At 67.9% G+C, this 26,071-nt stretch carries 21 protein-coding genes; 5 read left to right on the top strand and 16 right to left on the bottom strand.

Annotation, left to right across the window (positions count from 1 at the left end):
• Positions 1 to 368: 368 nt before the first annotated feature.
• The 5 genes from DID99_RS08495 to aceK form a co-directional block, all read right to left on the bottom strand.
• Positions 369 to 1,628: a dienelactone hydrolase family protein gene (locus DID99_RS08495; RefSeq protein ID WP_124520652.1), complete on the bottom strand. Its 1,260-nt coding sequence runs from the start codon at positions 1,626 to 1,628 to the stop codon at positions 369 to 371.
• 107 nt (positions 1,629 to 1,735) lie between these two features.
• Positions 1,736 to 2,173 (bottom strand): YchJ family protein, encoded by a 438-nt coding sequence (locus DID99_RS08500; RefSeq protein WP_044846180.1) that lies wholly within the window; start codon positions 2,171 to 2,173, stop codon positions 1,736 to 1,738.
• 39 nt (positions 2,174 to 2,212) lie between these two features.
• On the bottom strand, positions 2,213 to 2,890 hold the full coding sequence (locus DID99_RS08505; protein WP_044846181.1) for an SDR family oxidoreductase: 678 nt from the start codon (positions 2,888 to 2,890) through the stop codon (positions 2,213 to 2,215).
• Positions 2,891 to 3,133: 243 nt separating this feature from the next.
• On the bottom strand, positions 3,134 to 3,901 hold the full coding sequence (gene can, locus DID99_RS08510; RefSeq protein ID WP_124486578.1) for a carbonate dehydratase: 768 nt from the start codon (positions 3,899 to 3,901) through the stop codon (positions 3,134 to 3,136).
• 62 nt (positions 3,902 to 3,963) lie between these two features.
• Positions 3,964 to 5,793: a bifunctional isocitrate dehydrogenase kinase/phosphatase gene (gene aceK / locus DID99_RS08515; protein WP_124571788.1), complete on the bottom strand. Its 1,830-nt coding sequence runs from the start codon at positions 5,791 to 5,793 to the stop codon at positions 3,964 to 3,966.
• A gap of 337 nt (positions 5,794 to 6,130) precedes the next feature.
• Between aceK and DID99_RS08525 the strand changes: the two genes are divergently transcribed.
• Positions 6,131 to 7,207: an MBL fold metallo-hydrolase gene (locus DID99_RS08525; protein ID WP_044846184.1), complete on the top strand. Its 1,077-nt coding sequence runs from the start codon at positions 6,131 to 6,133 to the stop codon at positions 7,205 to 7,207.
• A 175-nt stretch (positions 7,208 to 7,382) separates the two neighbouring features.
• Here the strand turns inward: DID99_RS08525 and DID99_RS08530 are convergent, their stop codons facing one another.
• The 6 genes from DID99_RS08530 to argS all read right to left on the bottom strand — a co-directional run bounded on the left by DID99_RS08530 (position 7,383) and on the right by argS (position 15,550).
• A complete protein-coding gene (locus tag DID99_RS08530; RefSeq protein ID WP_124666498.1) occupies positions 7,383 to 9,023 on the bottom strand; it encodes an ABC-F family ATP-binding cassette domain-containing protein in 1,641 nt (546 codons plus the stop codon).
• Positions 9,024 to 9,215: 192 nt separating this feature from the next.
• Positions 9,216 to 10,811 (bottom strand): ABC transporter substrate-binding protein, encoded by a 1,596-nt coding sequence (locus tag DID99_RS08535; RefSeq protein ID WP_124666499.1) that lies wholly within the window; start codon positions 10,809 to 10,811, stop codon positions 9,216 to 9,218.
• Positions 10,812 to 11,239: 428 nt separating this feature from the next.
• Complete coding sequence (locus DID99_RS08540; protein WP_044846187.1) at positions 11,240 to 12,013, bottom strand: SDR family oxidoreductase; 774 nt, start codon at positions 12,011 to 12,013, stop codon at positions 11,240 to 11,242.
• Between the two features lie 19 nt (positions 12,014 to 12,032).
• Positions 12,033 to 12,674, bottom strand: coding sequence for a thiol:disulfide interchange protein DsbA/DsbL (locus DID99_RS08545; RefSeq protein WP_044846188.1), 642 nt, complete (start codon positions 12,672 to 12,674; stop codon positions 12,033 to 12,035).
• Positions 12,675 to 12,743: 69 nt separating this feature from the next.
• Positions 12,744 to 13,655 carry an SPOR domain-containing protein gene (locus tag DID99_RS08550; RefSeq protein ID WP_044846189.1) on the bottom strand — a complete coding sequence of 304 codons (912 nt, stop codon included), beginning with the start codon at positions 13,653 to 13,655 and terminating at the stop codon, positions 12,744 to 12,746.
• A 113-nt stretch (positions 13,656 to 13,768) separates the two neighbouring features.
• Positions 13,769 to 15,550: an arginine--tRNA ligase gene (gene argS, locus DID99_RS08555; protein WP_124520661.1), complete on the bottom strand. Its 1,782-nt coding sequence runs from the start codon at positions 15,548 to 15,550 to the stop codon at positions 13,769 to 13,771.
• Positions 15,551 to 15,750: 200 nt separating this feature from the next.
• Between argS and DID99_RS08560 the strand changes: the two genes are divergently transcribed.
• Positions 15,751 to 16,074: a DUF1840 domain-containing protein gene (locus DID99_RS08560; RefSeq protein ID WP_044846191.1), complete on the top strand. Its 324-nt coding sequence runs from the start codon at positions 15,751 to 15,753 to the stop codon at positions 16,072 to 16,074.
• 121 nt (positions 16,075 to 16,195) lie between these two features.
• Here the strand turns inward: DID99_RS08560 and metH are convergent, their stop codons facing one another.
• The 5 genes from metH to DID99_RS08590 all read right to left on the bottom strand — a co-directional run bounded on the left by metH (position 16,196) and on the right by DID99_RS08590 (position 23,145).
• Complete coding sequence (gene metH, locus DID99_RS08565; protein WP_185733748.1) at positions 16,196 to 18,913, bottom strand: methionine synthase; 2,718 nt, start codon at positions 18,911 to 18,913, stop codon at positions 16,196 to 16,198.
• 46 nt (positions 18,914 to 18,959) lie between these two features.
• Positions 18,960 to 20,027: a homocysteine S-methyltransferase family protein gene (locus DID99_RS08570; protein WP_044846194.1), complete on the bottom strand. Its 1,068-nt coding sequence runs from the start codon at positions 20,025 to 20,027 to the stop codon at positions 18,960 to 18,962.
• Between the two features lie 319 nt (positions 20,028 to 20,346).
• Positions 20,347 to 20,604, bottom strand: a complete 258-nt coding sequence (locus DID99_RS08575; RefSeq protein WP_006477667.1) for a DUF3567 domain-containing protein — start codon at positions 20,602 to 20,604, stop codon at positions 20,347 to 20,349.
• 244 nt (positions 20,605 to 20,848) lie between these two features.
• Positions 20,849 to 22,132, bottom strand: a complete 1,284-nt coding sequence (locus DID99_RS08585; protein WP_124666500.1) for a DUF3108 domain-containing protein — start codon at positions 22,130 to 22,132, stop codon at positions 20,849 to 20,851.
• Positions 22,133 to 22,269: 137 nt separating this feature from the next.
• Complete coding sequence (locus tag DID99_RS08590; RefSeq protein WP_044846196.1) at positions 22,270 to 23,145, bottom strand: IclR family transcriptional regulator; 876 nt, start codon at positions 23,143 to 23,145, stop codon at positions 22,270 to 22,272.
• A gap of 127 nt (positions 23,146 to 23,272) precedes the next feature.
• Here DID99_RS08590 and DID99_RS08595 point away from each other — a divergent pair, with 127 nt between their 5' ends.
• From DID99_RS08595 to DID99_RS08605, 3 genes are all read left to right on the top strand, one after another.
• Positions 23,273 to 24,265, top strand: a complete 993-nt coding sequence (locus tag DID99_RS08595) for a fumarylacetoacetate hydrolase family protein (protein WP_059465886.1) — start codon at positions 23,273 to 23,275, stop codon at positions 24,263 to 24,265.
• 130 nt (positions 24,266 to 24,395) lie between these two features.
• Positions 24,396 to 25,223, top strand: a complete 828-nt coding sequence (locus DID99_RS08600; RefSeq protein ID WP_124666501.1) for an enoyl-CoA hydratase/isomerase family protein — start codon at positions 24,396 to 24,398, stop codon at positions 25,221 to 25,223.
• Positions 25,224 to 25,302: 79 nt separating this feature from the next.
• Positions 25,303 to 26,055 (top strand): PhaM family polyhydroxyalkanoate granule multifunctional regulatory protein, encoded by a 753-nt coding sequence (locus tag DID99_RS08605; protein ID WP_124666502.1) that lies wholly within the window; start codon positions 25,303 to 25,305, stop codon positions 26,053 to 26,055.
• Positions 26,056 to 26,071: the final 16 nt, after the last annotated feature.

Genomic DNA, 26,071 nt, shown 5'->3' on the forward strand with positions numbered 1-26,071 from the left:
TGTGGCGCAATGCGACCGGCGAATGGCGAATGGCGACTAGCGACTAGCGACTAGCGACTAGCGACTAGCGACCGGCGACCGGCGACCGGCGACCGGCGACCGGCGACCGGCGACCCGCGACCGGCGACCGGCGACCGGCGACCGGCAAATGGCGCGTTGAATCAGGCGCCGCTGGCGTTCGGAAAACGCGGGAAAAGTCCCGCAAAGGCTCTCAGAGGATGTTACGAGCGGGGTGCTCAGCCCGCGGACTCACAAGAGCGCGAGAACGGGCATGCGAACGCCGTTGCGGACCGCGCGCTCACGAAACGGAAGAGGGGAAAGAGACACGGGTAGAACGCGATCCTGACGCGCGTCGCGACCCGCGCGCGTCAGCGCGAAGCCAAGGCGCGCGCGTCGGCGTCGCCGTTGTCGGCCGTCTGCGTCGCGTTCGCGTTCCACACGACGCGGTCGTTGACCGCATACAGCTTGCATGCGCCCGCGCCCTGCTTCGAGCAGTTGTCGAGCGCGAGCGCCATCGGATCGTCGCCGCCTTCGGCCCACGACCATGCGCCTTCAGCCGACACCGCGAACGCACGGCTCGGATGCTGGCTCAGGAAACGGCGATAGCCTTCGCGGCCGGCTGCGTCGAGGAACGGCACCGCCTCGACCGCGTCGATCGACGCATAGCCGGTCGCATTCGGCTCGTGCGGGTTCGCGACCGCATAGCGCACCGAGGTCGGCAGGTTCAGTTCCGCGAGGAACGCATGCACGGCCGGCCACCACACGGGCACGCCGTCGCGATCGACGATCAGCCGGTGCGCGTCGTCCTTGTAGCGGCCGAAATCGATGAACTGCGCCTGCGTGCCGTGCGACACGTAGGCGTCGTGCATCTGCGCGACGAGCGCGGGCGTCCACACCGAATCGTTGTCGCCGTACAGCCACAGCGACCGCACGGCCGTATGCGCGCCGTACTGGTCGAACGCGTCGACGAGATTGCGCTGCCAGCCGTCGCAGAGGTCCTGGCGCAGCCCGCCGGAGAAGTTGATGATGCCGCGCACGCCGGGCGCCGCCTCGGTACCGTATGCGACCGACACGAGGCCGCCGTGCGACGTGCCCGCGACGACGATGCGCGACGCATCGATGTACGACTGACGCGACATGTAGCGGACCGTCGCGTCGACGTCGGCGGCCTGCACGAGGCCGTTCTTGCCGACGTTGCAGCCTTCCTGCTGGTACGCGCCGCCCGAACCGGCGAAGCCCTGGCGGTTCGGCGCGATCACCGCATAGCCGCGGCGCACGAATTCACGCGCGAACGCGAGCGGCCGGCTGCGCGGCTGCTGGTGAAGATCGCCGGTGTTCTTGCCGTGGTTGAAGACGACGAGCGGGAACGGGCCGGGGCCGTTCGGCTTGAACAGCGTGGCCTCGAGCATCACGGCGCCCGAAGCATCGGCCGGAATGCTGACGATTTGTTCGTTGAGGTTCGCGGCGACCTGCGGGAGGCCCGAATCGCCGTAATCGAAGCGCTCGGCGTGGGCGAGCGAGCCGCTGGCCGTGGCCGCGCCAGATTGCGCGTTCGGCGCCGTACCGGCCTGAGCGGCCGACAGCGCGCAGGCCGCCATCCATCCCACCAATACCTTGCTGAACGCCATTCGTAAGCCCTGCCATGCAACATGACCAATCTGACGGCCATCCTAGCCCGACAAATTCAGGTTGTGCAATGCGGGAATTACCCGGCGTCTGACATGGCAACTATTTGTCAGCGTTCACTTACTTCGCCGTCGACATAGCGCCAGAAACCGTGCTCGTCGCGTGTGAAACGACTCGTCTCGTGGAGCCGGTACGCCCGGCCGCCGACCTTGTAGCGGGCCACGAATTCGACCTCCGCGTGCTGTTCGTCGAGCCGGGCATGGCGTTTGACGGCGAGGCCGAGCCAGCGAGGCGCGTCGGGCGCATTCGGGTCCGCATCGAGATCGGCCGGGCAGGTGCGCGCGTCCCAGGTCGCGCGCAGATAGTCGGTCGCGCCGAGCACGTACGCGCTGTACCGCGAGCGCATCAATTCGAGGGCGGTCGGCGCGGCTTCGCCGCCGTCGATGAATCGGCCGCAACAGGCCGCATAGCGTGGCGCCGGGGCTTTGCCGGCAGGGACGGGGGACGCGCCGCCGCACGGGCACGCGTCAGGTCGGTTCAAAATCATGCGATTCGGGAATTAACGACGCCGGGTTGTCATGCCGGCTCACCAGCTGAGCTCGACGCCGTCGTACTGGAAGAAACGGCCGTTGGCCTGCGACACGTCCGCGCCGGCTTCCGCGATCACGCGGCGCATGCCGGTCACGCTGGTCTCCGGATCGATCGCGGCCTGCGCGCCGCCCATGTCGGTGCGCACCCAGCCGGGATGGAGCGAGATGCAGGCGGCGTGGCGCGTCTGCAGCGATGCGATGCGCAGCACGTCGTTCAGCGCGGCCTTGCTCGCGCGGTACAGCCAGCCGGTCGTGCCGGTCGCCTCGGCGATGCTGCCCATCCGGCTCGAGACCACCGCCAGCACCCCGCGCGCGTCCTCGACGAGCGGCAGCAGGATCGGCAGCAGTTGCATCGGCCCGCGCACGTTCGTATGCATCACCGTGTCGAAATCCTCGGCGCCGATCGTTTCGACCCCTTCGGTGCGCGGCCCGTACACGCCCGACACGAGCACCGCCGCGTCGAGCCGTTCGCCGTCGAGCTTCCAGCCGAGCGCCGCGATCTGTTCGGGCTGCGCGATGTCGAGCGCATGCGCGTGCGCGCCGCGTTCGCGCAGTGCGGCAAGCGATGCGTCGTCGCGCGCGGTCGCGATCACGTTCCAGCCGTCGCGCCGGTATTGCCGGACGAATTCGCGTCCGAGGCCGCGCGATGCGCCGACGATCAGTACGGTTTTCATGTTCGCCGCTCCTTTGCATTGCACCGCCGTCGCGGCAGTGCCGGTGTCAGATCAGTTCGACGGCCGTCGCGGCCGCATGACCGCCGTTGCGCCGGCTGGCGTGTGCGCACGGCGCACCCGTCGCGCGACGGGATGCAGGGGGCGCGGCCCCGCCACCATGATGCACCTTCAGCCGGATGGCGCGCGGCGGGGCGCTGGCGTGCCGCGCCCGCGTGGCCGCGCACGTCGGCTACTTCGAGTCGGTTACTTCGCGTCGTCGCACGGCTTCAGCGTGGCGGCGACCGCCTGCGCGACGTCGTCGAGCCGCGCGGCGTCCGCCGCGACCATGTCGTTGTCGGGCGCGTGCTGGCCGCGCGCGGTCAACGCCGCGACGCAGCGCTTGTAGGTTGCATCCAGCGCGTCGAAGCTCGACACGGCCATCCCGAGGTTGCGCATCCGCCCGTCGTGCACGCCGTACACGAGCCCGTGCACGGTGAGCGACTGGCCGCGCGCCCATGCGTCGTTGACGATCGTCGTGCGGCATACGTTGACGACCTGCTCGATCGAGTTCAGCTCGATCAGGCGGCGATAGCGCGCTTCGCCGACCGGCCATTCGTCGAGCAGTGCGGCGTGGCGTTCGCGCACGTCCTGCACGTGATGCAGCCAGTTGTCCGCGAGGCCGACGCGGCGGTTGTGCAGCGCCGCGTTCACGCCCGAGCAGCCGTAGTGGCCGACGACCATGATGTGCTTCACGCGCAGGATGTCGACCGCGAACTGGATCACCGACAGGCAGTTCAGGTCGCTGTGCACGACGACGTTCGCGATGTTGCGGTGCACGAACACTTCGCCCGGCGGCAGGCCGATGATCTGGTTCGCGGGCACGCGCGAATCCGAGCAGCCGATCCACAGATATTCCGGCGCCTGCTGGTCGGCGAGACGCGCAAAGAAGTCGGGATCGTCGGCGAGCTGGCGCTTGACCCAGGCGTCGTTGTTGTCGAACAGGTGTGAAAGCGGATTGTCTTGGGTATTCATCGGTGTGGATTCCGTTGGCGGAAGTCAGGTCGATAACGGGTTTGGTTCGATCGGACGGTGCGTCAGGCGGCGCGCTGCGCGTCGCTTGCGTCGTCGCCGGCGTCACCGGCGTCCGGCGTCGCGTCGAAGCGCTCGGGGTAGCGCACGCTGAAGCGCAGCGACACGTCGTACGGGTAAAAATCGGGCAACTCGCCCTGCAGCAGCTTGTCCTTGCTGGCCTGCCACAGCGCGGGTTCGAAAAAGTCCGCGTGATGCTTCATGAAGACCGTCCGCACGCGCGGGTCGCCGAGCAGGAACGGTCCGTAGGTTTCCGGAAAGATGTCGTGCGGGCCGACGGTATACCACGGTTCGCCGGACAGCTCGTCTTCCTCGTTGCGCGGCGGCGGCACGCGCCGCACGTTGCAGTCGGTCAGGTACTCGATCTCGTCGTAGTCGTAGAACACGACGCGGCCGTGGCGCGTGACGCCGAAGTTCTTGTAAAGCATGTCGCCGGGGAAGATGTTGGCCTTCATCAACTCCTTCACCGCGTTGCCGTACTCCTTCACGCCGTGCTCGACGTCCGCGTCGGTGCCGTTCTGCAGGTACAGGTTGAGCGGCGTCATGCGGCGCTCGATGTACAGGTGCTTGATCACGAGGTTGTCGTCCTCGTATTCGAGCAGCGACGGCACTTCCTTTTCCAGCTCGCGCACGAGCGCATGGTCGAGCCGCGACAGCGGCAGCGCGACGCTCGAATACTCGAGCGTATCGGCCATCCGCCCGAGACGGTCGTGGCGCTTCACGAGCTGGTACTTCTCCATGATCTGCGCGCGCGTCGTTTCCTTCGGCGGCGGGAACTGATCCTTGATGATCTTGAACACGTACGGGAACGACGGCAGCGTGAACACGAGCATCACGAGGCCCTTGATCCCGGGCGCGATGATGAAGCGGTCGCTCGAATGCGACAGGTGGTGCAGCAGGTCGCGGTAGAACAGGTTCTTGCCCTGCTTCTGCAGGCCGACCGACGTGTAGATCTCGGCCTTCGGCTTGCCCGGCATGATCGTGCAGAGAAAATCCACGTACGCGGAGGGCACGCCCATGTCGACGAGGAAATACGAGTGCGAGAAGCTGAAGATGATCTGCAGCAGGTCGCGGCGCAGCAGCACGGTGTCGAGCGCGAGCAGGCCCGCGCGCACGTGGCGGATCGGCACCGCGAACGGCAGCACGCGATCGGCGTTGATGATGCGGCCGACGATGTACGCGCTCTTGTTGCGGAAGAACAGCGACGACAGCACGTGGATCTGGAAATTCGGCGCGGCGTCGAACTGGCCGAATTCGTCGCTGATCGCCTGCATCACGCAGCCGATGTCGCGCGTGAGATCCTCGAACGGCGGCTCGAGCTGGAAGTTCGTGACGATGCGCTCGAGCGTGGCCGCGAGCCCGTCGGTGCCCGGGTAGTACGCGCGATAGGTCGGCTTCGCGGCCGGCTCGTCGTTCTCGAGGTATTCGGTCGAGATCGCGGGCCGCACGAAGATGAAATCGTTGCTGAAATACGAGCGGTGCAGGATCTTGCAGCACACCGAATTGAAGAACGTTTCCGCGCACTCGGGCTGGCGGTGCGACGTGAGCAGGCCGATGTAGTGCAGCTTGATCTGCTGCCACACCTCGTCGTCGATGTTCTCGGCGTCGTATTCGTCCTCCAGCAGCTCGACGCACTCCTGGACGCGATCGTCGTACGACGTGATCCGCTCGCGCGCGAGCCGCTGCAGGCCGTGCCAGTCGGCGCGCTCGAATAGCGTCTTCGCCTCGACGGCGGCTTCCCGGAAGATCCGGTAGTGGCGGTCGAAGTACTCGAGCATCGTCTGCGCGACGTCGAAGCCGATTTGCGACGACAGCAGTTTGGGGAAGTGATTCATCGCGTGCAGGCTCGTTGAAGAGGGGCTGTAAGCACTCGCCATTTTAGCGCCCAAGTCGGCGTTTCAAGGACTTTCGGGGTCCGGCGCCCAAGCGCCGTCAATGGGCGGGTTGCTCGCCGTTGCATGCCGTTCGATGCATCTTCGCGTAAAGATACGGGTACGGAACCGATTCTGACACGAACTTTTTTTGGCCGTCCGGCGCGCGCCGGCACGCGTTTCGCGCGACGGCGATAGAATCGACGCGATGCCCGCCGCGGCATGCCGCGCGCTCCTGCACTTGCATTCGCACCCGCGCCCGCATTCGCATTCGCACCGATAACGACGAGACACCCCACCGATGAACGCACTGGAACACCAACTCGACTATCCCTTCGCCGACACGCTGCCCGCCGCGGGCGACACGTTCGAGGTCGCGCCCGGCGTGCGCTGGCTGCGCATGCCGCTGCCGTTTTCGCTCGATCACATCAATCTCTGGCTGCTGCGCGACGAGATCGACGGACAGGCCGGCTGGACGATCGTCGACTGCGGTATCTCGTCGGATGCGATCCGTACGCACTGGGAACAGATCTTCGACACGCATCTCGACGGGCTGCCGGTGCTGCGCGTGCTCGTCACGCATTGCCATCCCGATCACTTCGGCCTGGCGAACTGGATCTGCGAAGGCGGCGACCGGCGCCGCTGGAACGTGCGGCTGTGGATGACGCTCGGCGAATACATGTTCGGCTGCCTGATGGCGGCCGGCAACGGCTCGAACGCCGGCGGCGCGGCCGCCGCCGATCACTTCGCGCGTCACGGGCTGACCGATCCGGCCGCGCTCGACAAGCTGCGCAACCGTCGCAGCTATTACTCGGACCTCGTGCCGGCCGTGCCGCCGCGCTACCGGCGCCTGCGCGAAGGCGACCCGGTGACGATCGGCGCGCGCACGTGGCGCGTCGTCACCGGCTACGGCCATTCGCCTGAACATTGCGCGCTCTACAGCGAAGCGGACGGCGTGCTGATCTCCGGCGACATGGTGCTGCCGCGCATCTCGACCAACGTGTCCGTGTTCGATCTCGAGCCGGAAGCGAACCCGCTCGCGCTGTACCTCGAATCGCTCGGCCGCTACGAGACGATGGCGCCCGACACGCTCGTGCTGCCGTCGCACGGCAAGCCGTTCCGCGGCGTGCGTACCCGCATCGCGCAACTGCGCGCGCACCACGACGCGCGGCTCGACGAAGTACGCGTCGCCTGCGCGGAGAAGCCGGCGAGCGCCGCCGACATCGTGCCGATCATGTTCCGCCGCCGCGAGCTCGACATCCATCAGATGACGTTCGCGCTCGGCGAGGCGCTCGCGCACCTGAACCTGCTGTGGCTTGCGGGCGAGCTTGTGCGCGAGCAGGGCGACGACGGCGTGATTCGCTTCGCGCGGGCCTGAGCGTTGCCGGCCCGACGTTCCCTCGTTTTCAGCGTTCAACCCGGTCCGTGCCGTTCCAACAACGCGAAATCCGTCGTCCCGACCGGCAAAGGCTTGCTCGAATCGGAGCGGCTCCTCAGGCAGCGGTTCGTCGAATCGGACATCACGCGAAACGACGAACGGCCGTGAGCGTCAATCACGCGACGGGTTCGTAACGCCACCCGTCGCGCTGCCATTGCATCGTGTGCGTCGGCGCGAGCGCCGCGAGAAACGCGGCGTCGTGCGACGCGACCACGAGCGCACCGGGGAAGCCGGCCAGCGCGGCTTCGATCGCGCGCACCGATTCGAGATCGAGGTGATTGGTCGGCTCGTCGAGCAGCAGCAGCTGCGCGGGCGTGCCGCGCCACAACGCGCACGCAAGCGCGGCCTTCAACCGCTCGCCGCCGCTCAGGCGCTGCACCGGCTGCGTCGCGCGCGCGGCATCGAGCTGCAGCAGCGCGAGCCGGCTGCGCAGCTCGCCTTCGGCGAGCGGCGTAGCGAGGCCGCCCAGCTGCTCGACGATCGAGCGCTCGGGATCGAGCAGCGCGAGCCGCTGGTCGAGATACGCGGCGCTCACGTGCGTCGCGCAGGTGCCCGCGCGCGGCGCGAGTTCGCCGGCGAGCATGCGCAGCAACGTCGATTTTCCGCAGCCGTTCGGGCCCGTCAGCGCGATGCGCACCGGGCCGCTGGCCGACCACGTGATCGCGTCCGCGCGCCCGGCGGTGCGCCACGGCAGTCGGGCGCGCTCGAGCGTGAACAGCTGGCGGCGCGCGCTGACCTCGGTGCCCGGCAGCGACACGAGCACCGGCGCGTCGGCTTCGACGCGCGCGGCTGCGTCCTGCACGCGTTCGTCGAGCGTCGCCTTGAACGCGCTCTGGTCGCGGCGCATCTGCCCCATGATGTTGCGCGCGGCGCCCTTGCGCCGCTGCTTCGCGCCCGACGACAGGTTGGCCGTCTTCGCATCGCGCAGCGAGCCGGCCGCGTGGCGCTGGATCGTGTCGTGTTCCTGTTCGAGCCGGCGCCTGGCGCGCCCGCGCTCGGTGCGCGCATGCTCGAGCGCGGCCTGCGCGGCATCCTGTTCCGCGTCGCGTTGCGCGCGATACAGCGCGTAGTTGCCGCCGTAAGTACGCACGCCGTGCGGCGTCAGCTCGACGATGCGCTGCACGTGCGCGAGCAGCGCGCGGTCATGGCTGACGATCACGATGCCGCCGCGCCAGCCGTCGAGCGCCGTGCGCAGCCACGCGCGGCCCGGCGCGTCGAGGTGGTTGGTCGGTTCGTCGAGCACCAGCAGCCCGGCCTCCGACAGCAACGCGCCGATCAGCGCGACGCGCGCCCTCTGGCCGCCGCTCAACGCATGTGCCGGTGTATCGGCGCGCACGTCGTGCAGGCCGGCCGCGTCGAGCGCCGCGCGCAGCCGCTCGGCGAGGTCCCAGCGATCGCCGATCAGGTCGAAGTCGTGTGCGCTCGCGCGGCCGTCCGCGAGGCGCGCGAGGGCCGCGAGCGGCGCATCGAGTGTGGCGATGGCTGCGACGGTCTGCGTGCCGGCCGGTGCGTCGTCGTGCTGCTGCGCGACGTAGACGACCGACGTCTGCCGGTCGATCGCGCCCGCGCTCGGCGTGCGCCGGCCGGCGATCAGTTGCGCGAGCAGGCTCTTGCCGGCGCCGTTGCGGCCGACGATGCCCGTCGGCGTGCGGTCGATGGAAAGGTCGAGCGAATCGAACAGCGTGACGCCGTCGTCGAAGCGGAAGGAAACGTGATGAAGCGCGACGAGCGCGCCGGTCGGCGTGGCAGCAGCCATAAGCACCTCCGAAAATGCGTGAAACCCTTCGCGCGCGGCGTGCGAGGCACGGCGGCGAAAACATTTTTGGGAAGGCTTAGTTGTTCACTTCGGCTGGCGTCCGGTATGAGGAATGAGCGCGCAGTGTAGCAAGCGCGGCGCGCGGGCCGCAAGCGACGGGCCGGGGCGCCGTCGCTTGCGCGCCACGCGCGGTTACTGCACGGCGACTGCCGCGAAGTTCTGCCGGCCGAACGGGCTGACGTGATAGCCGCTCACGTTCGCACGCGTGAGCGCGGCCGCGGTCGGGTAGCCGAGCGGAATCCACAGCGCCTCGTCATGGATGATCTTCTGCGCCGATTCGTACAGCTTCGCGCGCTTGCCCTGGTCGGCGGTCGACTTGCCGTCGGCGATCAGCTTGTCGAGCTGCGCGTCGCAGAAGCGCGCGAAGTTGATGCCCGACTTCACCGCGTTGCAGCTGAACAGCGGCGACAGGTAGTTGTCCGGATCGCCGTTGTCGCCGGCCCAGCCCATGAACAGCATGTCATGCTGGCCGAGCTTCGCCTGCTTGATCAGCTCGCCCCACTCGATCACCTTCACCTCGGCCTTCACACCGATCTTCGCGAGGTCGGCCTGCAGCAGTTCCGCGCCGGCCTTCGGGTTGGGGTTCAGCACGCTGCCGGTCGGGCGCGTCCAGATCGTCGTCGAGAAGCCGTTCGGGAAACCGGCCGACGCGAGCAGCTGCTTCGCCTTCGCGGGATCGTACGCATACGGCGCGACGTCCTTCGCGTAGCTCCACGTGTTCGGCGGATACGGGTTGTTCGCGGCCGTCGCCGTGTTGTCGAACACCACCTTCAGGTAGGTCGCGCGATCGAACGCGAGGTTCAGCGCCTCGCGCACCTTGTCGTTGTCGAGCGGCTTCTTCTGCGTGTTCAGCGCGACGAACGCGGTCATGAACGCGGGCGTCTGCACGACCTTCAGCGCGCCTTCGCCCTTCGCGGCGAGCACGTCCTGCGGTTTCGGCGACAGCGCGATCTGGCATTCGCCGGCCTTCACCTTCTGCATGCGCACCGACGGGTCGGGCGTGATCGCGTAGATCAGCCGGTCGACCTTCGGCTTCGCGCCCCAGTAGGCCGGGTTCACGTCGTAGCGGATCAGCGCGTCCTTCGTGTAGCTCTTCAGCACGAACGGGCCGGTGCCGATCGGCTTCGCGTTCAGGTCGGCCTGCTTGCCGGCCTTCAGCAGCTGGTCCGCGTATTCGGCCGAGTAGATCGACGCGAAGCCCATCGTCAGGATCGGCACGAACGTCGCGTTCGGCTCGTTCAGCACGAACTTCACCGTGTTGTCGTCGACCTTCGTGACCGACTTCACGAGTTTCACGAGGCCCATCGACTGCGCGTGCGGGAAGCCGCTCGCGCCGGCCACCTTGTGCCACGGGTTCGCATCGTCGAGCATCCGCGAGAACGTGAACACGACGTCGTCCGCGTTCAGCGGGCGGCCCGGCTTGAAGTAGTCGGTGGTCTGGAACGCGACGTTCGGGCGCAGATGGAACGTGTACGTGAGGCCGTCGGCGCTCGCTTCCCATTTGTCGGCGAGCGCGGGCACGACCTTCTTCGCCGCTTCGTCGTACGACACGAGCGTGTTGAAGATCACGTCGGCCGATGCGTTGGTCGTGACGAGCGAGTTGTACTGCACGACGTCGAAGCCGTCCGGGCTCGATTCCGTGCAGACGGTGAGCGGCTTGGCGGCGGCGAGGCCGTGGGCGGCGAGGGCGGCGGCGACGGCGGCCGCGGCGAACAGCTTGACGTGCATAGGTTCTCCCACGTTGCTTGTGATTTTTGCTGGGTGTCGGAATGCGGGCGTGGCCCGGTAACAGGCGGGGCCGGCGCGGCTGGCGGATAGCATACCGTCAAAGCGCGCGGTGCGTGAAAAAAGGCGCCGGAACGCAGCGAATTGAGCGAGAAACGGCTGCGTTCGCGACGGAATGCGTGCTGGGGCGGCGCAGCGGCGGGGAGATGAGACAGGCGCGACGGCGAACGACCGGCGGCCGAGATGGGGGGCGGGGAGAGCGCAGGCCAAAGCGGATCGGCGAGGATCGGTGCTGATCGACGCGAATCGGCTGGATCACCGAATCACCGAATCACCGAATCACCAGAATCGGCAGAATCACCAGAATCGCCGCGCCGGCTGCGGCGAGTCGTGTGGAAGGAGGAGCGGTGCGTGCGACGTTGGCGCCGCACTCAATGCGCACCGGCCTTCGGCTTGCGCGGCGCCTTCTCGAACAGGCGGTCGTAGAGCCAGCGCGGCAGCACGTGCAGCACCTTCGCGACGACGCCCATCTGCCACGGAATCACGCGGAACGCGTGCTGCCGCGCGATCGCGCGCGCGGCGCGGGCCGCGAAGCGGTCGGCGTCCATCAGGAACGGCATCCGGTACGGGTTGTGCGCGGTCATCGGCGTGCGGATGTAGCCGGGCGCAATCGTCACGACGCCGACACCGGCCGGGCGCAGTTCGACGCGCAGCGCCTCGAGATACTTGATCGCGGCCGATTTGGACGCGCTGTACGCACCTGATCCGGGCAGGCCGCGCACGCCGGCGACGCTCGCGACGCCGACCAGCGTGCCGTGGCGCGCGGCCGTCATCGGGCCGACGAACGGCTCGAACGTCGCGACCATCCCGTAGTAGTTGATGTCCATCACGTTGCGGAACGTGGCGAGATCGCCCTGGCCCGTGACGGCGCCCTGGCTGATGCCCGCGTTCGCGATCACGACGTCGGGGCAGCCGTGCGCGGCGATGAACGACGCGGCGGCCGTCGCGAGCGCGTCGGCGTCGCGCACGTCGGCGGAATAGACGGAGACGGACAGCTTGGGAAAGCGTCGCGCGAACGCATCGAGGGCATCGGTGCGGCGCGCGACGAGGGCGAGCGTGGCGCCCTGGCGGGCGTATTCCTCGGCCATCGCGAGGCCGAGCCCGCTCGACGCGCCGGTGATGAAGACCTTCAGCGGAGTAGTCATGCCGGCGCGCGGGCGGGGATCAGAGCTTCTTGTCCTGAACCTGCTTCACGAGGTAGTCGAGCACCTGCGCGGTACCCGGGATGCTGTTCGTGTAAGCCGGGCCCGTCTTGTACTTGCCCTGGACCACGATCGTCGGCACGCCGTCGATCGCGTAGTTCTTCAGCAGCTCGGCCGACTGCTTCACCTGGCCCTGCACGCTGAACGAGTTGTACGCGTCCATGAACTGCTTCTTGTCGACGCCCTGCGTCGCCAGGAAGTCGGCCTGCGCCTGCGGCGTCAGCAGGTAGTTCTTCTGCTTGTGGATCGCGTTGAAGATCGCCGGCGTGACCTTCTCCGAAATGCCGAGCGCCGACACCGCGTAGAACAGCTTCGAGTGCGGGAGGAAATCGTCGCGGAAGGCGACCGGCACGCGCTTGAAGTCGATGTTGTTGCCCTGCTTCTTCACCCAGGCCTCGACCGTCGGCTCGAATTCGTAGCAGTGCGGGCAGCCGTACCAGAAGAACTCGATGACTTCGACCTTGCCGGCCGGCGCGGACACCGGCTGCGGCGACTTCATCACCTCGAAGTCCTTGCCGGACACCGGTGCCGCGGGCGAAGCCTGGGCGAAGCCGGCTGCGGCCAGGCCGAGGGACAGAAGGAGCGTGCTAAGCAGTTTTTTCATGTTGTGGACGTCGAATCAGTTGCTCGGGTTACGAAACGTAACGGGTTCTGCGTGGGCGCGGCCGGTTGCTTACTGCTTCGTGAAACGGATCACCGCCGTGTCGACACCTGCATCGGACAGGCGCTGGCGGGCCGAGTTCATATCCTCGAATTTCGAGAACGGGCCGACGCGCACGCGGAAATAGGTCACGCCGCTGACATCGCGCTTCGACACCTTCGACTCGAAGCCCTGGAAGCCCAGCCGCGCGCGCTGCTGCTCGGCGTCGCCTTCCGTCTTGTACGCACCGACCTGCAGGAAGTAGCCGGTGTTCGCGTCGCTTGCGGTCGGCGGCTTCGCTGCCGCGGCGGACGTCGCGGACGGCGCCGGCTTCGGCGTGTTCGCGGCCAGTTGCTGTTGCTGCTGTTTCTGCGCGGCAGCCTGCTGCGCCTGCTTCTGCGCGGCGAAGCGCGCGAGGTCGTCCTCGCCGCCTTGCTGCTGCTGTTGCTGCTGTTGCTGCGCCTGTTGCGTCTTCTTCGGCGGCGGCGGGTTGTCGGCCGGCTTCGGCGCGACGGCGACGCCGTTGCCCGACGACGCGTTGTTCGATGCGGTGGTGTTGCTCGAGCCGCTGGTGTTGCCGGAGCCGTTCGTGTTGCCCGACGGCGGCACTTCGACGATCTGCGGTTCGGGCAGCAGGCCGCCCTGGGTCTGGTTCGCGGCCTGGCCCGGCGCGGTGTTGGGCGGCGCGGATTGCGCGGCCTGCGGCACCGGCTGGCCGGGCGTCTTGCCTTGCAGCGCGCGGTTCGGGTCGAACTGCTGCGGCTGGCTCGCGGCGTTGTCGGCCGGCGGCGGCGCGACCTTCGACACGAACGGCGACGGCGACCGCGTGATGTAGAGCGCCACCACCACCGCGATCGCGAGGCCGACGATCAGGCCCAGCACGATTCCAAGAAATGTCCCTCCGGCTTGTTTCGATTGCTTCGAAGTTCGGCGTGGTTGTGCCATTGCTTGAGTCACCTGCAAAAAGAATCGTGAAAAGGCTGCGACGGGCATCCGGCGGCGGGTGCTCCCGTCGCAGGCGCGCCTGCCGCAGCCATTCGCTGCCCGGTCCGGGCCGCTTACATCTTGGCGGGCGCGGACACACCGAGCACCGCCAGGCCGTTCTCGAGCACTTGCCGGGTCGCGGCGAGGAGCGCGGCGCGCGCGTTGCGCGGCGCTTCGTCGTCGACCAGCACGCGCTCCGCATTGTAGAACGAGTGGAATTCACCAGCGAGATCGCGCAGGTAGAACGCGACCGCGTGCGGCGCCAGTTCGTTCGCCGCGTGCGTGAGCATGTCCGGATACTCGGCGAGCTTCTGCATCAGCGACACGGCCTGCGGGCTCGTGAGCTGCGACAGGTCGGCACCCGGCAGCTGCGCCGCTTCGACGTTGTAGCGGGACTTCAGTTCGTTGAGCACCGAGCAGATCCGCGCATGCGCGTACTGGACGTAATAGACCGGGTTCTCGTCGTTCTGTTTCAGCGCGAGGTCGATGTCGAACACGAATTCGGTGTCGGCCTTGCGGGAGATCAGGAAGAAACGGACCGCGTCGCGGCCACGCGTGATGGTCGCCTCGTCGATCAGGTCGGGGGCTGCTTCCTGGCCCGGCGTCGCGCCGCCCGACCATTCGATCAGGTCGCGCACCGTCACGTAGCTGCCCGCGCGCTTCGACAGCTTCACTTCCTGGCCGTCACGCATCACGGTGACCATCTTGTGCAGCACGTAGTCGGGATAGCCCTTCGGGATGCCGATGTGCAGGCCCTGCAGGCCCGCGCGCACGCGCGCGATCGTGCCGTGGTGGTCCGAACCCTGGATGTTGATCACCTTCGAGAAGCCGCGCTCCCACTTCGTCACGTGGTACGCGACGTCCGGCACGAAGTACGTATACGTGCCGTCCGTCTTGCGCATCACGCGATCCTTGTCGTCGCCCTCGTCGGTCGTGCGCAGCCACAGCGCGCCGTCCTGCTCGTAGGTCATGCCGGCCTTGATCAGCGCGTCGACCGTCTTCTCGACCCGGCCTTCGCTGTACAGCGACGACTCGAGGTAGTACTGGTCGAATTTCACGCCGAACGCCTGCAGGTCCATGTCCTGCTCGTGACGCAGGTACGCGACCGCGAACTTGCGGATCGCGTCGAGATCGTCGATGTCGCCCGCGCCGGTGACCGGCTCGCCGTCCTTCGCGGCAACCGTCTCGCGGTTCAGGTAGTCGCGTGCGATGTCGGCGATGTATTCGCCGTTGTACGCGGCTTCCGGCCAGCCCGCGTCGCCCGGCTTCAGGCCGCGCGCGCGCGCCTGCGTCGAGATCGCGAGGTTGCCGATCTGCACGCCGGCGTCGTTGTAGTAGAACTCGCGGTGCACCGCGTAGCCCTGGCTCGCGATCACGTTCGCGAGCACGTCGCCGAGCGCCGCCTGGCGGCCGTGGCCGACGTGCAGCGGGCCTGTCGGGTTGGCCGACACGAATTCGAGCAGCACCTGCTTGCCCTTTTCGCGATCCGACGTGCCGAACGCGCGGCCCTGGTCGAACACGGCGGCGATCACCGCCTGCTTCGCGGCGGCCGTCAGGCGCAGGTTGATGAAGCCGGGGCCGGCGATTTCGGCCGCGTCGACGAGCCCTTGCGCGGCCGGCTGGGCCGTGAGCGCGGCGACGATCTGCTCGGCGAGCTGGCGCGGGTTCGTGCCGAGCGGCTTGGCGAGCTGCATCGCGACGTTGCACGCGACGTCGCCGTGCGCGGCGACCTTCGGGCGCTCGAGCGTGATGGCCGGGGCGACGAACGCTGCGTCGGCGCCTTTCAGCGCGTGTGCGACCTGCGTGACGCTATCCGCGAGCAGGGCTTCGAGGGTCTGTTTGTGAGCTGGCAGCATGCTGGTAGAAGGCTTCGTTGGTGGCGGCCGGAAACGCCGGCCGGCCGGCGCGCCTTTTAAGCGCGCGTTTCAGGGATCGCAGAATTTTAACAGGTGCTAATATGCCGCTCAGGCGCCCCGCGTCCGCGAGGCCGGACGCCGGCCTGCCGGCGTCCCCCAACCGCGCCGCGCAGGCACAACAAGATGAAAAGGGAATAGTCATGATTACGTTCAAGAGCAAGGCGGCACAGGATCTCGACGTGCTGAAGGATTTCGCCGTATACGTGCTGGGCCTCGTCGGCAAGCAATTGGGCGAACGCGGTGTCATTACGCACGACGAACTGGACCACGCGATCGCGAAGCTGGAAGGCGCGGTCGCGCAGGCGAAGCAGGAGCGTGCCGAGCACGCCGGCCATTTCCACGAGGACGAAGACGACCACGCGCACCACGAAGTGCCGCCGAGCCTGGCGCAGCGCGTCGCACCGTTCCTGACGATGCTGCGCGAAGCGAAGGCCGGTCAGGCCGACGTGCACTGGGGCTTCTGAGCCGCGTTGCCCGCCTGACCCGATCGCGAGATCGCAAAGGCGCATGAAAAAGCCCGCTCGATGCGGGCTTTTTGATTTCGTCTGATCAAAAGGGCGGCGAACCGCCCCGGTCGTGCCCGGATCAGAGTTGCGGCGCGAGCGCGCGGCGCGCGTCGTCGAGCGACAGCTGCATTCGTTGCGCGTAGTCGTCGAGCTGATCCTGCCCGATTTTGCCGACCGAGAAGTAGCGGCTGTCCGGATGCGCGAGATAGAAACCCGACACGCTCGCCGCCGGCAGCATCGCCAGCGAATCGGTCACGCTCATCCCGATTTCGTCCGCGTGCAGCGCGGCGAACATGTCGCGTTTCACGAGATGGTCGGGGCAGGCCGGGTAGCCGGGCGCCGGGCGGATGCCCGCGTACTTTTCGGCGATCAGCGCGTCGTTGTCGAGCGTCTCGCCGCTCGCATAGCCCCACAGCTCGCGGCGCACGCGCGCGTGCATCGCTTCGGCGAACGCTTCCGCGAAGCGGTCGGCGAGCGCCTTCAGCATGATCGCGCTGTAGTCGTCGTGGTCGGCTTCGAACTGCTTTTCCTTCACGTCGACGCCGAGGCCGGCCGTCACCGCGAACATGCCGATGTAGTCGGCGACGCCCGATTCCTTCGGCGCGATGAAGTCGGCAAGCGAGCGGTTCGGGCGCATCACGCCGTCGACCACCGGACGCACGCTCTGCTGGCGCAGGTTGCGCCACGTCATCAGCACTTCCGAGCGCGATTCGTCGGTGTAGATTTCGATGTCGTCGTCGTTGACCGTGTTCGCCGGCAGCAGCGAGATCACGCCGTTCGCGGTCAGCCAGCGGCCCTGGATCAGGCGCGCAAGCATCGACTTCGCGTCGGAGAACACGCGCCGCGCCGATTCGCCGACGATCTCGTCGTTCAGGATCGCCGGGTACGGCCCCGCGAGATCCCAGGTCTGGAAGAACGGGCCCCAGTCGATGTAGTTCGCGAGTTCGTTCAGGTCGTAATTCTTGAACACGCGGCGGCCGATGAACTTCGGCTTCACGGGCTGGTAGCCCGCCCAGTCGATCTTCGTCTTGTTCGCGCGCGCCTGCTCGAGCGTGACCATCGGCTGCGCCTTGCGGTTTGCGTGCTGGTCGCGGATCCGTTCGTAATCGGACTTCAGCTCGTCGAGGTACTTCGCCGCGCCTTCGTCCGACAGCAGGTTCGACGCGACCGACACCGAGCGCGACGCGTCCGGCACGTAGACGACCGGGCCTTCGTAGTGCGGCGCGATCTTCACGGCCGTGTGCACGCGCGAGGTCGTCGCGCCGCCGATCAGCAGCGGGATCTTCTTCACGCGGAAGTAGTCGTCGCGCTGCATTTCGGACGCGACGTACGCCATTTCCTCGAGGCTCGGCGTGATGAGGCCCGACAGCCCGATGATGTCCGCGCCCTCGACCTTCGCCTTCGCGAGGATCTCGTTGCACGGGACCATCACGCCCATGTTGACCACTTCGAAGTTGTTGCACTGGAGCACGACCGACACGATGTTCTTGCCGATGTCGTGCACGTCGCCCTTCACGGTCGCGATGACGATCTTGCCCTTCGCGCGCACGTCGCCGCCCGCTTCCGCGAGCAGGCGCTTTTCTTCCTCGATGAACGGGATCAGGTGTGCGACGGCCTGCTTCATCACACGCGCCGACTTCACGACCTGCGGCAGGAACATCTTGCCCTGGCCGAACAGGTCGCCGACGATGTTCATCCCGTCCATCAGCGGGCCTTCGATCACGTTGATCGGGCGTCCGCCGGCCGCGGCGATCTTCGCGCGGACTTCCTCGGTATCCTCGACGATGAAGTTCGTGATGCCGTGCACGAGCGCATGCGAAAGCCGCTTCTCGACCGGCTGGTTGCGCCACTCGAGGTTCTCTTCCTTCTTCGCGCCGCCCGCCTTGAACTTGTCGGCGATCTCGAGCAGTCGGTCGGTCGAATCGTCGCGGCGGTTCAGGATCACGTCCTCGACGCGCTCGCGCAGCTCCGGGTCGAGATCGGCGTACACGCCGAGCTGGCCCGCGTTCACGATACCCATGTCCATGCCCGCCTGGATCGCGTGATACAGGAACACGGTGTGGATCGCCTCGCGCACCGGGTCGTTGCCGCGGAACGAGAACGACACGTTCGACACGCCGCCGCTCACCTTCGCGTACGGCAGGTTCCGCTTGATCCAGCGGGTCGCCTCGATGAAGTCGACCGCGTAGTTGTTGTGCTCCTCGATGCCGGTCGCGACCGCGAAGATGTTCGGATCGAAGATGATGTCTTCCGGCGGGAAGCCGACTTCGTTCACGAGGAAGTCGTACGAGCGCTTGCAGATCTCGGTCTTGCGTGCGTAGGTATCGGCCTGGCCCGTCTCGTCGAATGCCATCACGACCGCGGCCGCGCCGTAGCGGCGGATCAGGTTCGCGTGGCGGCGGAACGCGTCCTCGCCTTCCTTCAGCGAGATCGAGTTCACGATCGCCTTGCCCTGCACGCACTTGAGGCCGGCTTCGATGACTTCCCACTTCGACGAGTCGATCATGATCGGCACGCGCGCGATGTCCGGCTCGGACGCGATCAGGTTCAGGAAGCGCACCATCGCCGCCTTCGAATCGAGCATCGCCTCGTCCATGTTGATGTCGATCACCTGCGCGCCGTTCTCGACCTGCTGGCGCGCGACCGCGAGCGCCTCGTCGAACTGGCCGTTGAGGATCATCCGCGCGAATGCCTTCGAGCCGGTGACGTTGGTGCGTTCACCGACGTTGATGAAGAGCGTTCCGGACGTGACGTTGAACGGCTCGAGGCCGGCAAGGCGCATCATGTGATCGGTCATGGCGGTGCGAATTCGTATGAGGTAGGGCGGGCGTTGATGCGGTCGGTCAGGCGGCGTCGCTGTACTGGCTCGGCCAGCGGCGCGGTTTCACGTCGGCGAGCGCCTTCGCGATCTCGGCGATGTGCTCGGGCGTCGTGCCGCAGCAGCCGCCCGCGAGATTCACGAGCCCGGCCTGCGCGAATTCCTTCAGGAGGCCCGACGTGACGTCCGGCGTCTCGTCGAAGCCGGTGTCGCTCATCGGGTTCGGCAGGCCCGCGTTCGGGTAGCACGACACGTAGGTGTCGCACAGCTTCGCGAGCTCGGCGATGTACGGGCGCATCAGCGCCGCGCCGAGCGCGCAGTTCAGGCCGAACGTGAGCGGCTTCGCGTGGCGCAGCGAATTCCAGAACGCCTCGACCGTCTGGCCCGACAGGATGCGGCCAGATGCGTCGGTGACGGTGCCCGAGATCATGATCGGCAGGCGCTCGCCGGTGTCTTCGAACAGTTCGTCGAGCGCGAAGAGGGCGGCCTTCGCGTTCAGCGTGTCGAAGATCGTCTCGACGAGGAACAGGTCGACGCCGCCGTCGAGCAGCGCCTTCGCCTGCTGGTAATACGCGTCGCGCAGCTCGTCGAACGTGACGTTGCGCGCGCCCGGGTCGTTGACGTCCGGCGAGATGCTCGCCGTCTTCGGCGTCGGCCCGATCGCGCCCGCGACGAAGCGCGGTTTGTCGGGCGTCGCGTAGCGGGCCGCCGATTCGCGCGCGAGCCGCGCCGATTCGACGTTCATCTCGACGACGAGGTCTTCCATCCCGTAGTCGGCCTGAGCGACCGTCGTCGCGCCGAAGGTGTTGGTTTCGACGATGTCCGCGCCGGCCGCGAAGTACTGGTCGTGGATCTCGCTGATGATCTGCGGCTGCGTGAGCGACAGCAGTTCGTTGTTGCCCTTGATGTCGCGCGGGAAATCCTTGAAGCGCTCGCCGCGATACGCGGCCTCGTCGAGCTTGTAGCGCTGGATCATCGTGCCCATCGCGCCGTCGAGGATCAGGATGCGCGATTTCAGCAGCGCGGGCAGTGCGGCGCCACGCGTGTAGGGCGCGTCGAGCGGGGCGGAAGCGGCGAGAGGAGTCGCAGACATGGGCGAGAGACCGGCGAAGACGGGAAAACCGTCATTGTAGCCGGTGCGCCGGGGCGCCGCCCGGCCTCGCGCGGCGCGCAGCCGGCCGGCGCGGCATGCGGGTGGCGCGCACGGTCGTGGTGCAGGCAACGGTGCGGGCCCGATGCCTGCGTGCGTGCGGTCTGCGCGCAATGAACGTGCGTACCCGTATGCGGGTCGCGCACCGGCCGCATCAAACGAAAACCCCCGCCCGGCGAACCGGACGGGGGCTTGGATCGGAGTGCTCGCGGCGCCGCTTCAGTGCGGCGAATGGCCCGGCGATGCGCCGGGCCGCGGGTCGTCAGTGCAGGACGACGGGCATCATCATCAGGCTGTCGAACTGTCCGAGGAATTCGTCCACTTCGTCGAGCGACGGTTCATCCTCGATCAGCTGCTTCACGTGTGCGCGGAATCGTTCGGCGAGCTCGCCGTCGATGAAGATCTCGCGCTGGGCGTTCTTGTCGACGATTTCGTATCCGCCGGCATTCATCAGATGGTGGCCGGCCTGCGGCGCAAATTCGACGACGCAGTAGTTGGGGCTGTTGTAGATCATTTGCATGGCGGCACTCCTCTTCGCAGTGGCATCTGGCCTTGTTGTCCCGTAGGTGGGGCGGGCTGTGCCGGTTTCAAGGGGCTTGCGCTGCACACCCCGTTCTCCCGTTTGCGTGGGGTGTATCGGTTAGAAACCAATGTCTATCAAACGTTTCTTATTGTGATCCGGTGGACTGAAATAGTTGTTAAAGAGTGTCATCGGCCATTTCGGCGAGTCCTTTAATCGGTCGAAATTGCCGATTGGTCGATCGTCACGGCGCGGACGGCGCCGAGGCCGGCAGTGCAGACGCTGGCGCGGGCGGTTGCACGGCGGGCGGCGGCGCGGGTTGTGCCGGCTCCGCGGCCGGTGTGCTGGCAGGCGCGTTGGTTGCGCCTTCCTTCGTTGCGCCTTGCGTCGCGCCGGCGGTCGGTGCATCCGGCGGGGCGAGCCGGCCGTGCCACAGCAGCTCGATCTGCGAACCATTCGGTTCCGATTGTACGAGCCTCGCGGGCAGCCAGTCGAGCGACGGCGCGAGCCACATGTCGATGCGGCGCGTGTCGCCGTCGCGGCGTGGCAGCCGCATGAAATGGCGTGCCCGGATGATGCCGGCCTGCGTCTGCACGTCCTCGTCGCCGATCACCGTGATCGGCCAGGTCTCGCCGCTGTTGTTGTCGATCACGAAGAACTGTTGCGTGACGCCCGGCTTGTACATGGCCGGATTGCCGCGCACGAGCCCCGACAGCTGCATCAGCATGCTGAAGCGATCCTGCACGCCGTCGGGCAGCGGCGCGTTGTTCGGCGTGCGCGTGAAGACCACCTGGCGGATCTCGCGGTTGAAGATCGCGATGTCCTCGGGCCGCTTGCCGCGCTTCTCGACATAGCGGTCGGGCGCGACGCCGAATGCGTCGATGCGGCCTTCGCTGTGGTAGGAGAACGGGCCGACGAACGGCACCGGCATCGACACCGACAGATCGTAGGTGCGCCCGTCGGTGCGCCAGTGGATCGTGCCGATCATGTTCTGCATCCCGTTGTAGAACGTGTCGTACTGCAGGTCGCCGGGCGGCGGCGCCGCGAACTTCACGCCGCTCGTCGCGGGGCCCGGCGTCGCGGCACTGGCGCCACCGGCGGCATCGCCGGACGATGCCGCGTGCGCGCCGGATGCGCCTGTCGTGCCGCTCGCGGCGGAGGCGGCGGCCGGCGGCGGCTCGCCGTGCTCGGCCGTCTGCGTCGACGTGAGGACCGGCTCGGGCGACGGCGCGGGCTTCGGTGCAGGCTTCGGCGTGGCGGGAGCCGGTTTCGCCGGCGCCTGCTCGGCCGGATGTTCTATCGGATGTTCGGCCGGCTTGGGTGCAGGCTGGCGCTCGATCGGTTGCGGCTTCAGCAATTCGATCTGCACCGGTATCGCGGCGGGCGCGGGCGGCGTGAACGCGTCGCGGCTGCGCGTCAGCCACAAGGCCGCAAGCGCGTGCAGCACCAGCACGACCACGAGCGCGATGCCCACGCGCAGCCAGCGGCGGGGCGGGGCGTGACGAGGACGGGTGTCGGCAGGCGGCATCGGCGAAACGGTACAGGGTTGGGGCGGTCGCGGCGCGCAGCGCGCGTCACAGCCGTCGGACCGCCGGATGCGCCGCGCGTTCGCGGTACATCGCGCGGGTGTCGCACGTGTGTAGCGCGCCCGGCGTGTCAGGCGTGTCAGGCGTCGCGCGCGTCCGGACTATAGCCGAGTTCGTAGGACAGTTTCTGCGCGCAGGCACGCAGCGCGGTGTCGATTTCGCCGCCCCACGCGATGTCGAACATGCCTTCCTGGCCGAGCGCGACGATCGCGAGCGCGAGTTCGCCGACCGCGTCGAACACCGGCATGCAGAACGCATGGATCGTCGGCAGCAGCATCCCTTCGACGCGCGCGGCCTGATGCGCACGCACGTCGGCGAGCACCGCCTCGACCTCGTCGAGCGTGCGCGGGCCGCCGTGATGCGGCGAGCGGCGCGTGTCGGCGAGCTCGCGTTCGAGCATCGCCGCGGTCTTGCTGCGCGGCAGGTACGCGGCGAACAGCAGGCCCGTCGCGGAGCCGAGCAGCGGCATCACGTCGCCGAGCTTCAGCGACGCCTTCGCGGGATGGCTCGATTCCATCCAGTGCACGATCGTCGGCCCCTGGTTGCCCCACACCGCGATGCCGACCGTCTGGTCGACGCGGTCGCGCAGCTCCGTCAGCGCGATCCGCGCGAGCTTCACGCCGTCGACGCGCGCGAGCCGCGCGAGCCCCATTTGCAGCGCGAAGCCGCCGAGCTCGTAGCGGCCCGACACGGGATCCTGCGACACGACGCCGAGCCGCGAGAAGCTGACCAGGTAGCGGTGCGCCTTCGCCGGGCTCATGCCCGCGCGCTGCGCGAGGTCGCGCAGCATCATCGCGCGCGGCTCGCTCGTGAGCACATCGAGCAGGCGGAAGCCGACCTCGATCGACTGGATGCCGGAACGGAGCTTCTCGCCGCCTTCACCGTGTTCGCCGGCGCCGGTGTCGTCGGTGTCGGAATCGGCGGGATCGTCGTCGGGAAGCGGGCTGGCAGGCATGGGCAACGGGGGCGCGACAAGGCGGCAAGGGTCGGGACGAAAACGGCGCGCACGATCGTGGCGCGCCGCACGGATTCACCATCGTAAAATAGATTCCCTCCATCGTCACTAAAACGGCAGATACCCCATGAAACTTGCATCGCTGAAGGACGGCACGCGCGACGGCCAGCTGATCGTCGTGTCGCGCGACCTGCACACCGCGGCGATCGCCGATGCGATCGCACCGACGCTGCAGCGCGTCCTCGACGACTGGGCGTTCTACGCGCCGCAACTGCGCGACCTTTACGACGCGCTGAACCACGGCCGCGCACGCAACGCATTCGCGTTCGATCCGGCGAACTGCATGGCGCCGCTGCCGCGCGCGTTCCAGTGGGCCGACGGCTCCGCGTACGTGAACCACGTCGAGCTCGTGCGTCGCGCGCGCGGCGCCGAGATGCCGCCGGAGTTCTGGACCGATCCGCTGATGTACCAGGGCGGCAGCGACGATTTCCTCGGCGCGCGCGACGACATCGTGTGTCCGTCCGAGGAATGGGGCATCGACTTCGAGGCCGAAGTCGCGGTGATCACCGGCGACGTGCCGATGAGCGCGTCGCCGGACGACGCGCTGAAGGCCGTGCGGCTCGTCACGCTCGTGAACGACGTGTCGCTGCGCAACCTGATTCCGGCCGAGCTCGCGAAGGGCTTCGGCTTCTTCCAGAGCAAGCCGGCCACCGCGTTCGCACCGGTCGCGGTGACGCTCGACGAGCTCGGCGACGAATGGCGCGAAGGCCGCGTGCACCGGCCGATGATCGTCCACTGGAACGGCAGGAAGGTTGGCCAGCCCGACGCGGGCACCGACATGGTGTTCCACTTCGGCCAGTTGATCGCGCACGCGGCGAAGACGCGTAACCTGCGTGCCGGCTCGATCGTCGGCTCGGGCACGGTGTCGAACAAGGACGCGAAGCGCGGCTACTGCTGCATCGCCGAGAAGCGCTGCCTCGAGACGATCGAGCACGGCGCGCCGCAGACCGAATTCATGCGCTACGGCGACACCGTGCGCATCGAGATGTTCGACGCGGCCGGCAAGTCGATCTTCGGCGCGATCGAGCAGGCGGTCGCGCCGCCCGACGGCGCGGCCTGACGCAAACGCGCCAGTTGACGCGAAACCCTGCCCCGGCCCGCGCGCCGGGTTTCGCCTGATGTTTGCCCGCGCGGGCTTGGCTACACTCGATTCAGGCGCTTCAGGCGTCTCGAGAACCCGGGAGCTGCGCATGGCCGATCTCGCCGCATACGGCGGTTACGAAGCACTGAAGGTGACACGCCGCGATCACGGCGTGCTCGACATCGTGATGAGCGGCGAGGGCGCGAACCGCAGCGGCCTCGCGACTGCGAACGAGCGCATGCATCGCGAGCTCGCCGACATCTGGCGCGACGTTGACCGCGATCCCGACACGCGCGTCGCGGTGATCCGCGGCGAGGGCAAGGGCTTTTCGGCGGGCGGCGATCTCGCGCTCGTCGAGGCGATGGCGAACGACTTCGACGTGCGCGCGCGCGTGTGGCGCGAGGCGCGCGACCTCGTCTACAACGTGATCAACTGCAGCAAGCCGATCGTGTCCGCGATGCACGGCCCGGCCGTCGGCGCGGGGCTCGTCGCCGGGCTGCTCGCCGACATCTCGATCGCGGCGAAGGACGCGCGCATCATCGACGGCCATACGCGACTCGGCGTCGCGGCCGGCGATCACGCGGCGATCGTGTGGCCGCTGTTGTGCGGGATGGCGAAGGCGAAGTACTACCTGCTGCTGTGCGAACCGGTGAGCGGCGAGGAGGCCGAGCGGATCGGCCTCGTGTCGCTCGCGGTCGAGCCGGCCGACCTGCTGCCGAAGGCGTACGAGGTTGCCGAGCGGCTCGTGCACGGATCGCAGTCGGCGATCCGCTGGACCAAGTACGCGCTGAACAACTGGCTGCGCAGCGCCGGGCCGACGTTCGATACGTCGCTCGCACTCGAATTCATGGGCTTCTCCGGGCCCGACGTGCAGGAAGGCATCCGCTCGCTGCGCGAGCGGCGCCCGCCCGACTTCCCCGGCGACGCACCGTTCTGACGCGCGTTATGATCGAACCAAAGGCGGCCGCTCGATCCGTGCCGGCCGCTTCGCTCCCCCAGTCAACCAGGACGCCCGTATGACGACCGATGCCCCCGGCTCCAATCCTTTCGCCGGCTTTGCCGGTTTCAAGCCTGCCGACATGCTCGACCGGATGTGGGACATGATGCGGATGACGCCGTTCGGCGGGATGGCGTCGTTTCCCGGCACCGCGTCGGGGCTGCCGCCTTCGCTGTCGAGCATGTCCGACATGATGGCGCCGCTCACGAGCGTCGAGGAACTCGACAAGCGGATCACCGATCTGCGTGCGGTCGAGCAATGGCTCAAGCTCAATCTCGGGATGCTGCAGTCCGCGATCCAGGCACTCGAGGTGCAGCGCGCGACGCTCGCGACGCTGCGCGCGTTCGGCGCGTTCGCGCAAAGCTCGATGTCGGCGGCCGAGGAGGCCGCGGTTGCGGCAGCGCAAGCGGCGTCCGCGCCGCGCGCCGACGCGCAGCAAGCGCCGGACGCCGCCGCCGCGGACGCGCCGCCGGCTGGCGACGCCGAGCAACAGGCGTTCGATCCGGCCGGCTGGTGGAATCTGCTGCAGGCGCAGTTCAACCAGCTCGCGAGCCTCGCGATGACGCAGCCGGGGGCGCAGCCCACGGCACCGGACGACGCCGCACCGCCCGAGCAGGCCGCACCGGCCGCGCGGGCGGCACAGCCCGCGCCGGCCGCGGCCGCCGCGCCGCGCAAGCCGGCCGCGAAGCGCGCGAAGCCGGCCGATTCGGCCGCGGCGCGCGCGGCAGCCGCTTCGTCGCCCGAAACGCGTCCGCCGAAGCGCTCGACGTGATGCGAACCGGATAGCA

The sequence above is a fragment of the Burkholderia sp. Bp8986 genome, assembly GCF_003854225.1.
In the GTDB taxonomy this organism is placed as follows: Bacteria; Pseudomonadota; Gammaproteobacteria; order Burkholderiales; family Burkholderiaceae; genus Burkholderia.

Bases quoted from the DNA above. Each gene is read 5' to 3' on its own strand.
- DID99_RS08570 (WP_044846194.1), bottom strand. From the start codon at position 20,027: ATGTCTGCGACTCCTCTCGCCGCTTCCGCCCCGCTCGACGCGCCCTAC.
- aceK (WP_124571788.1), bottom strand. From the start codon at position 5,793: ATGAATCACTTCCCCAAACTGCTGTCGTCGCAAATCGGCTTCGACGTC.
- can (WP_124486578.1), bottom strand. From the start codon at position 3,901: ATGAATACCCAAGACAATCCGCTTTCACACCTGTTCGACAACAACGAC.
- DID99_RS08605 (WP_124666502.1), top strand. From the start codon at position 25,303: ATGACGACCGATGCCCCCGGCTCCAATCCTTTCGCCGGCTTTGCCGGT.
- metH (WP_185733748.1), bottom strand. From the start codon at position 18,913: ATGACCGATCACATGATGCGCCTTGCCGGCCTCGAGCCGTTCAACGTC.
- DID99_RS08535 (WP_124666499.1), bottom strand. From the start codon at position 10,811: ATGCACGTCAAGCTGTTCGCCGCGGCCGCCGTCGCCGCCGCCCTCGCC.
- DID99_RS08530 (WP_124666498.1), bottom strand. From the start codon at position 9,023: ATGGCTGCTGCCACGCCGACCGGCGCGCTCGTCGCGCTTCATCACGTT.
- DID99_RS08560 (WP_044846191.1), top strand. From the start codon at position 15,751: ATGATTACGTTCAAGAGCAAGGCGGCACAGGATCTCGACGTGCTGAAG.
- DID99_RS08600 (WP_124666501.1), top strand. From the start codon at position 24,396: ATGGCCGATCTCGCCGCATACGGCGGTTACGAAGCACTGAAGGTGACA.
- DID99_RS08505 (WP_044846181.1), bottom strand. From the start codon at position 2,890: ATGAAAACCGTACTGATCGTCGGCGCATCGCGCGGCCTCGGACGCGAA.
- argS (WP_124520661.1), bottom strand. From the start codon at position 15,550: ATGCTGCCAGCTCACAAACAGACCCTCGAAGCCCTGCTCGCGGATAGC.
- DID99_RS08500 (WP_044846180.1), bottom strand. From the start codon at position 2,173: ATGATTTTGAACCGACCTGACGCGTGCCCGTGCGGCGGCGCGTCCCCC.
- DID99_RS08495 (WP_124520652.1), bottom strand. From the start codon at position 1,628: ATGGCGTTCAGCAAGGTATTGGTGGGATGGATGGCGGCCTGCGCGCTG.
- DID99_RS08525 (WP_044846184.1), top strand. From the start codon at position 6,131: ATGAACGCACTGGAACACCAACTCGACTATCCCTTCGCCGACACGCTG.
- DID99_RS08550 (WP_044846189.1), bottom strand. From the start codon at position 13,655: ATGGCACAACCACGCCGAACTTCGAAGCAATCGAAACAAGCCGGAGGG.
- DID99_RS08595 (WP_059465886.1), top strand. From the start codon at position 23,273: ATGAAACTTGCATCGCTGAAGGACGGCACGCGCGACGGCCAGCTGATC.
- DID99_RS08540 (WP_044846187.1), bottom strand. From the start codon at position 12,013: ATGACTACTCCGCTGAAGGTCTTCATCACCGGCGCGTCGAGCGGGCTC.
- DID99_RS08590 (WP_044846196.1), bottom strand. From the start codon at position 23,145: ATGCCTGCCAGCCCGCTTCCCGACGACGATCCCGCCGATTCCGACACC.
- DID99_RS08585 (WP_124666500.1), bottom strand. From the start codon at position 22,132: ATGCCGCCTGCCGACACCCGTCCTCGTCACGCCCCGCCCCGCCGCTGG.
- DID99_RS08545 (WP_044846188.1), bottom strand. From the start codon at position 12,674: ATGAAAAAACTGCTTAGCACGCTCCTTCTGTCCCTCGGCCTGGCCGCA.
- DID99_RS08575 (WP_006477667.1), bottom strand. From the start codon at position 20,604: ATGCAAATGATCTACAACAGCCCCAACTACTGCGTCGTCGAATTTGCG.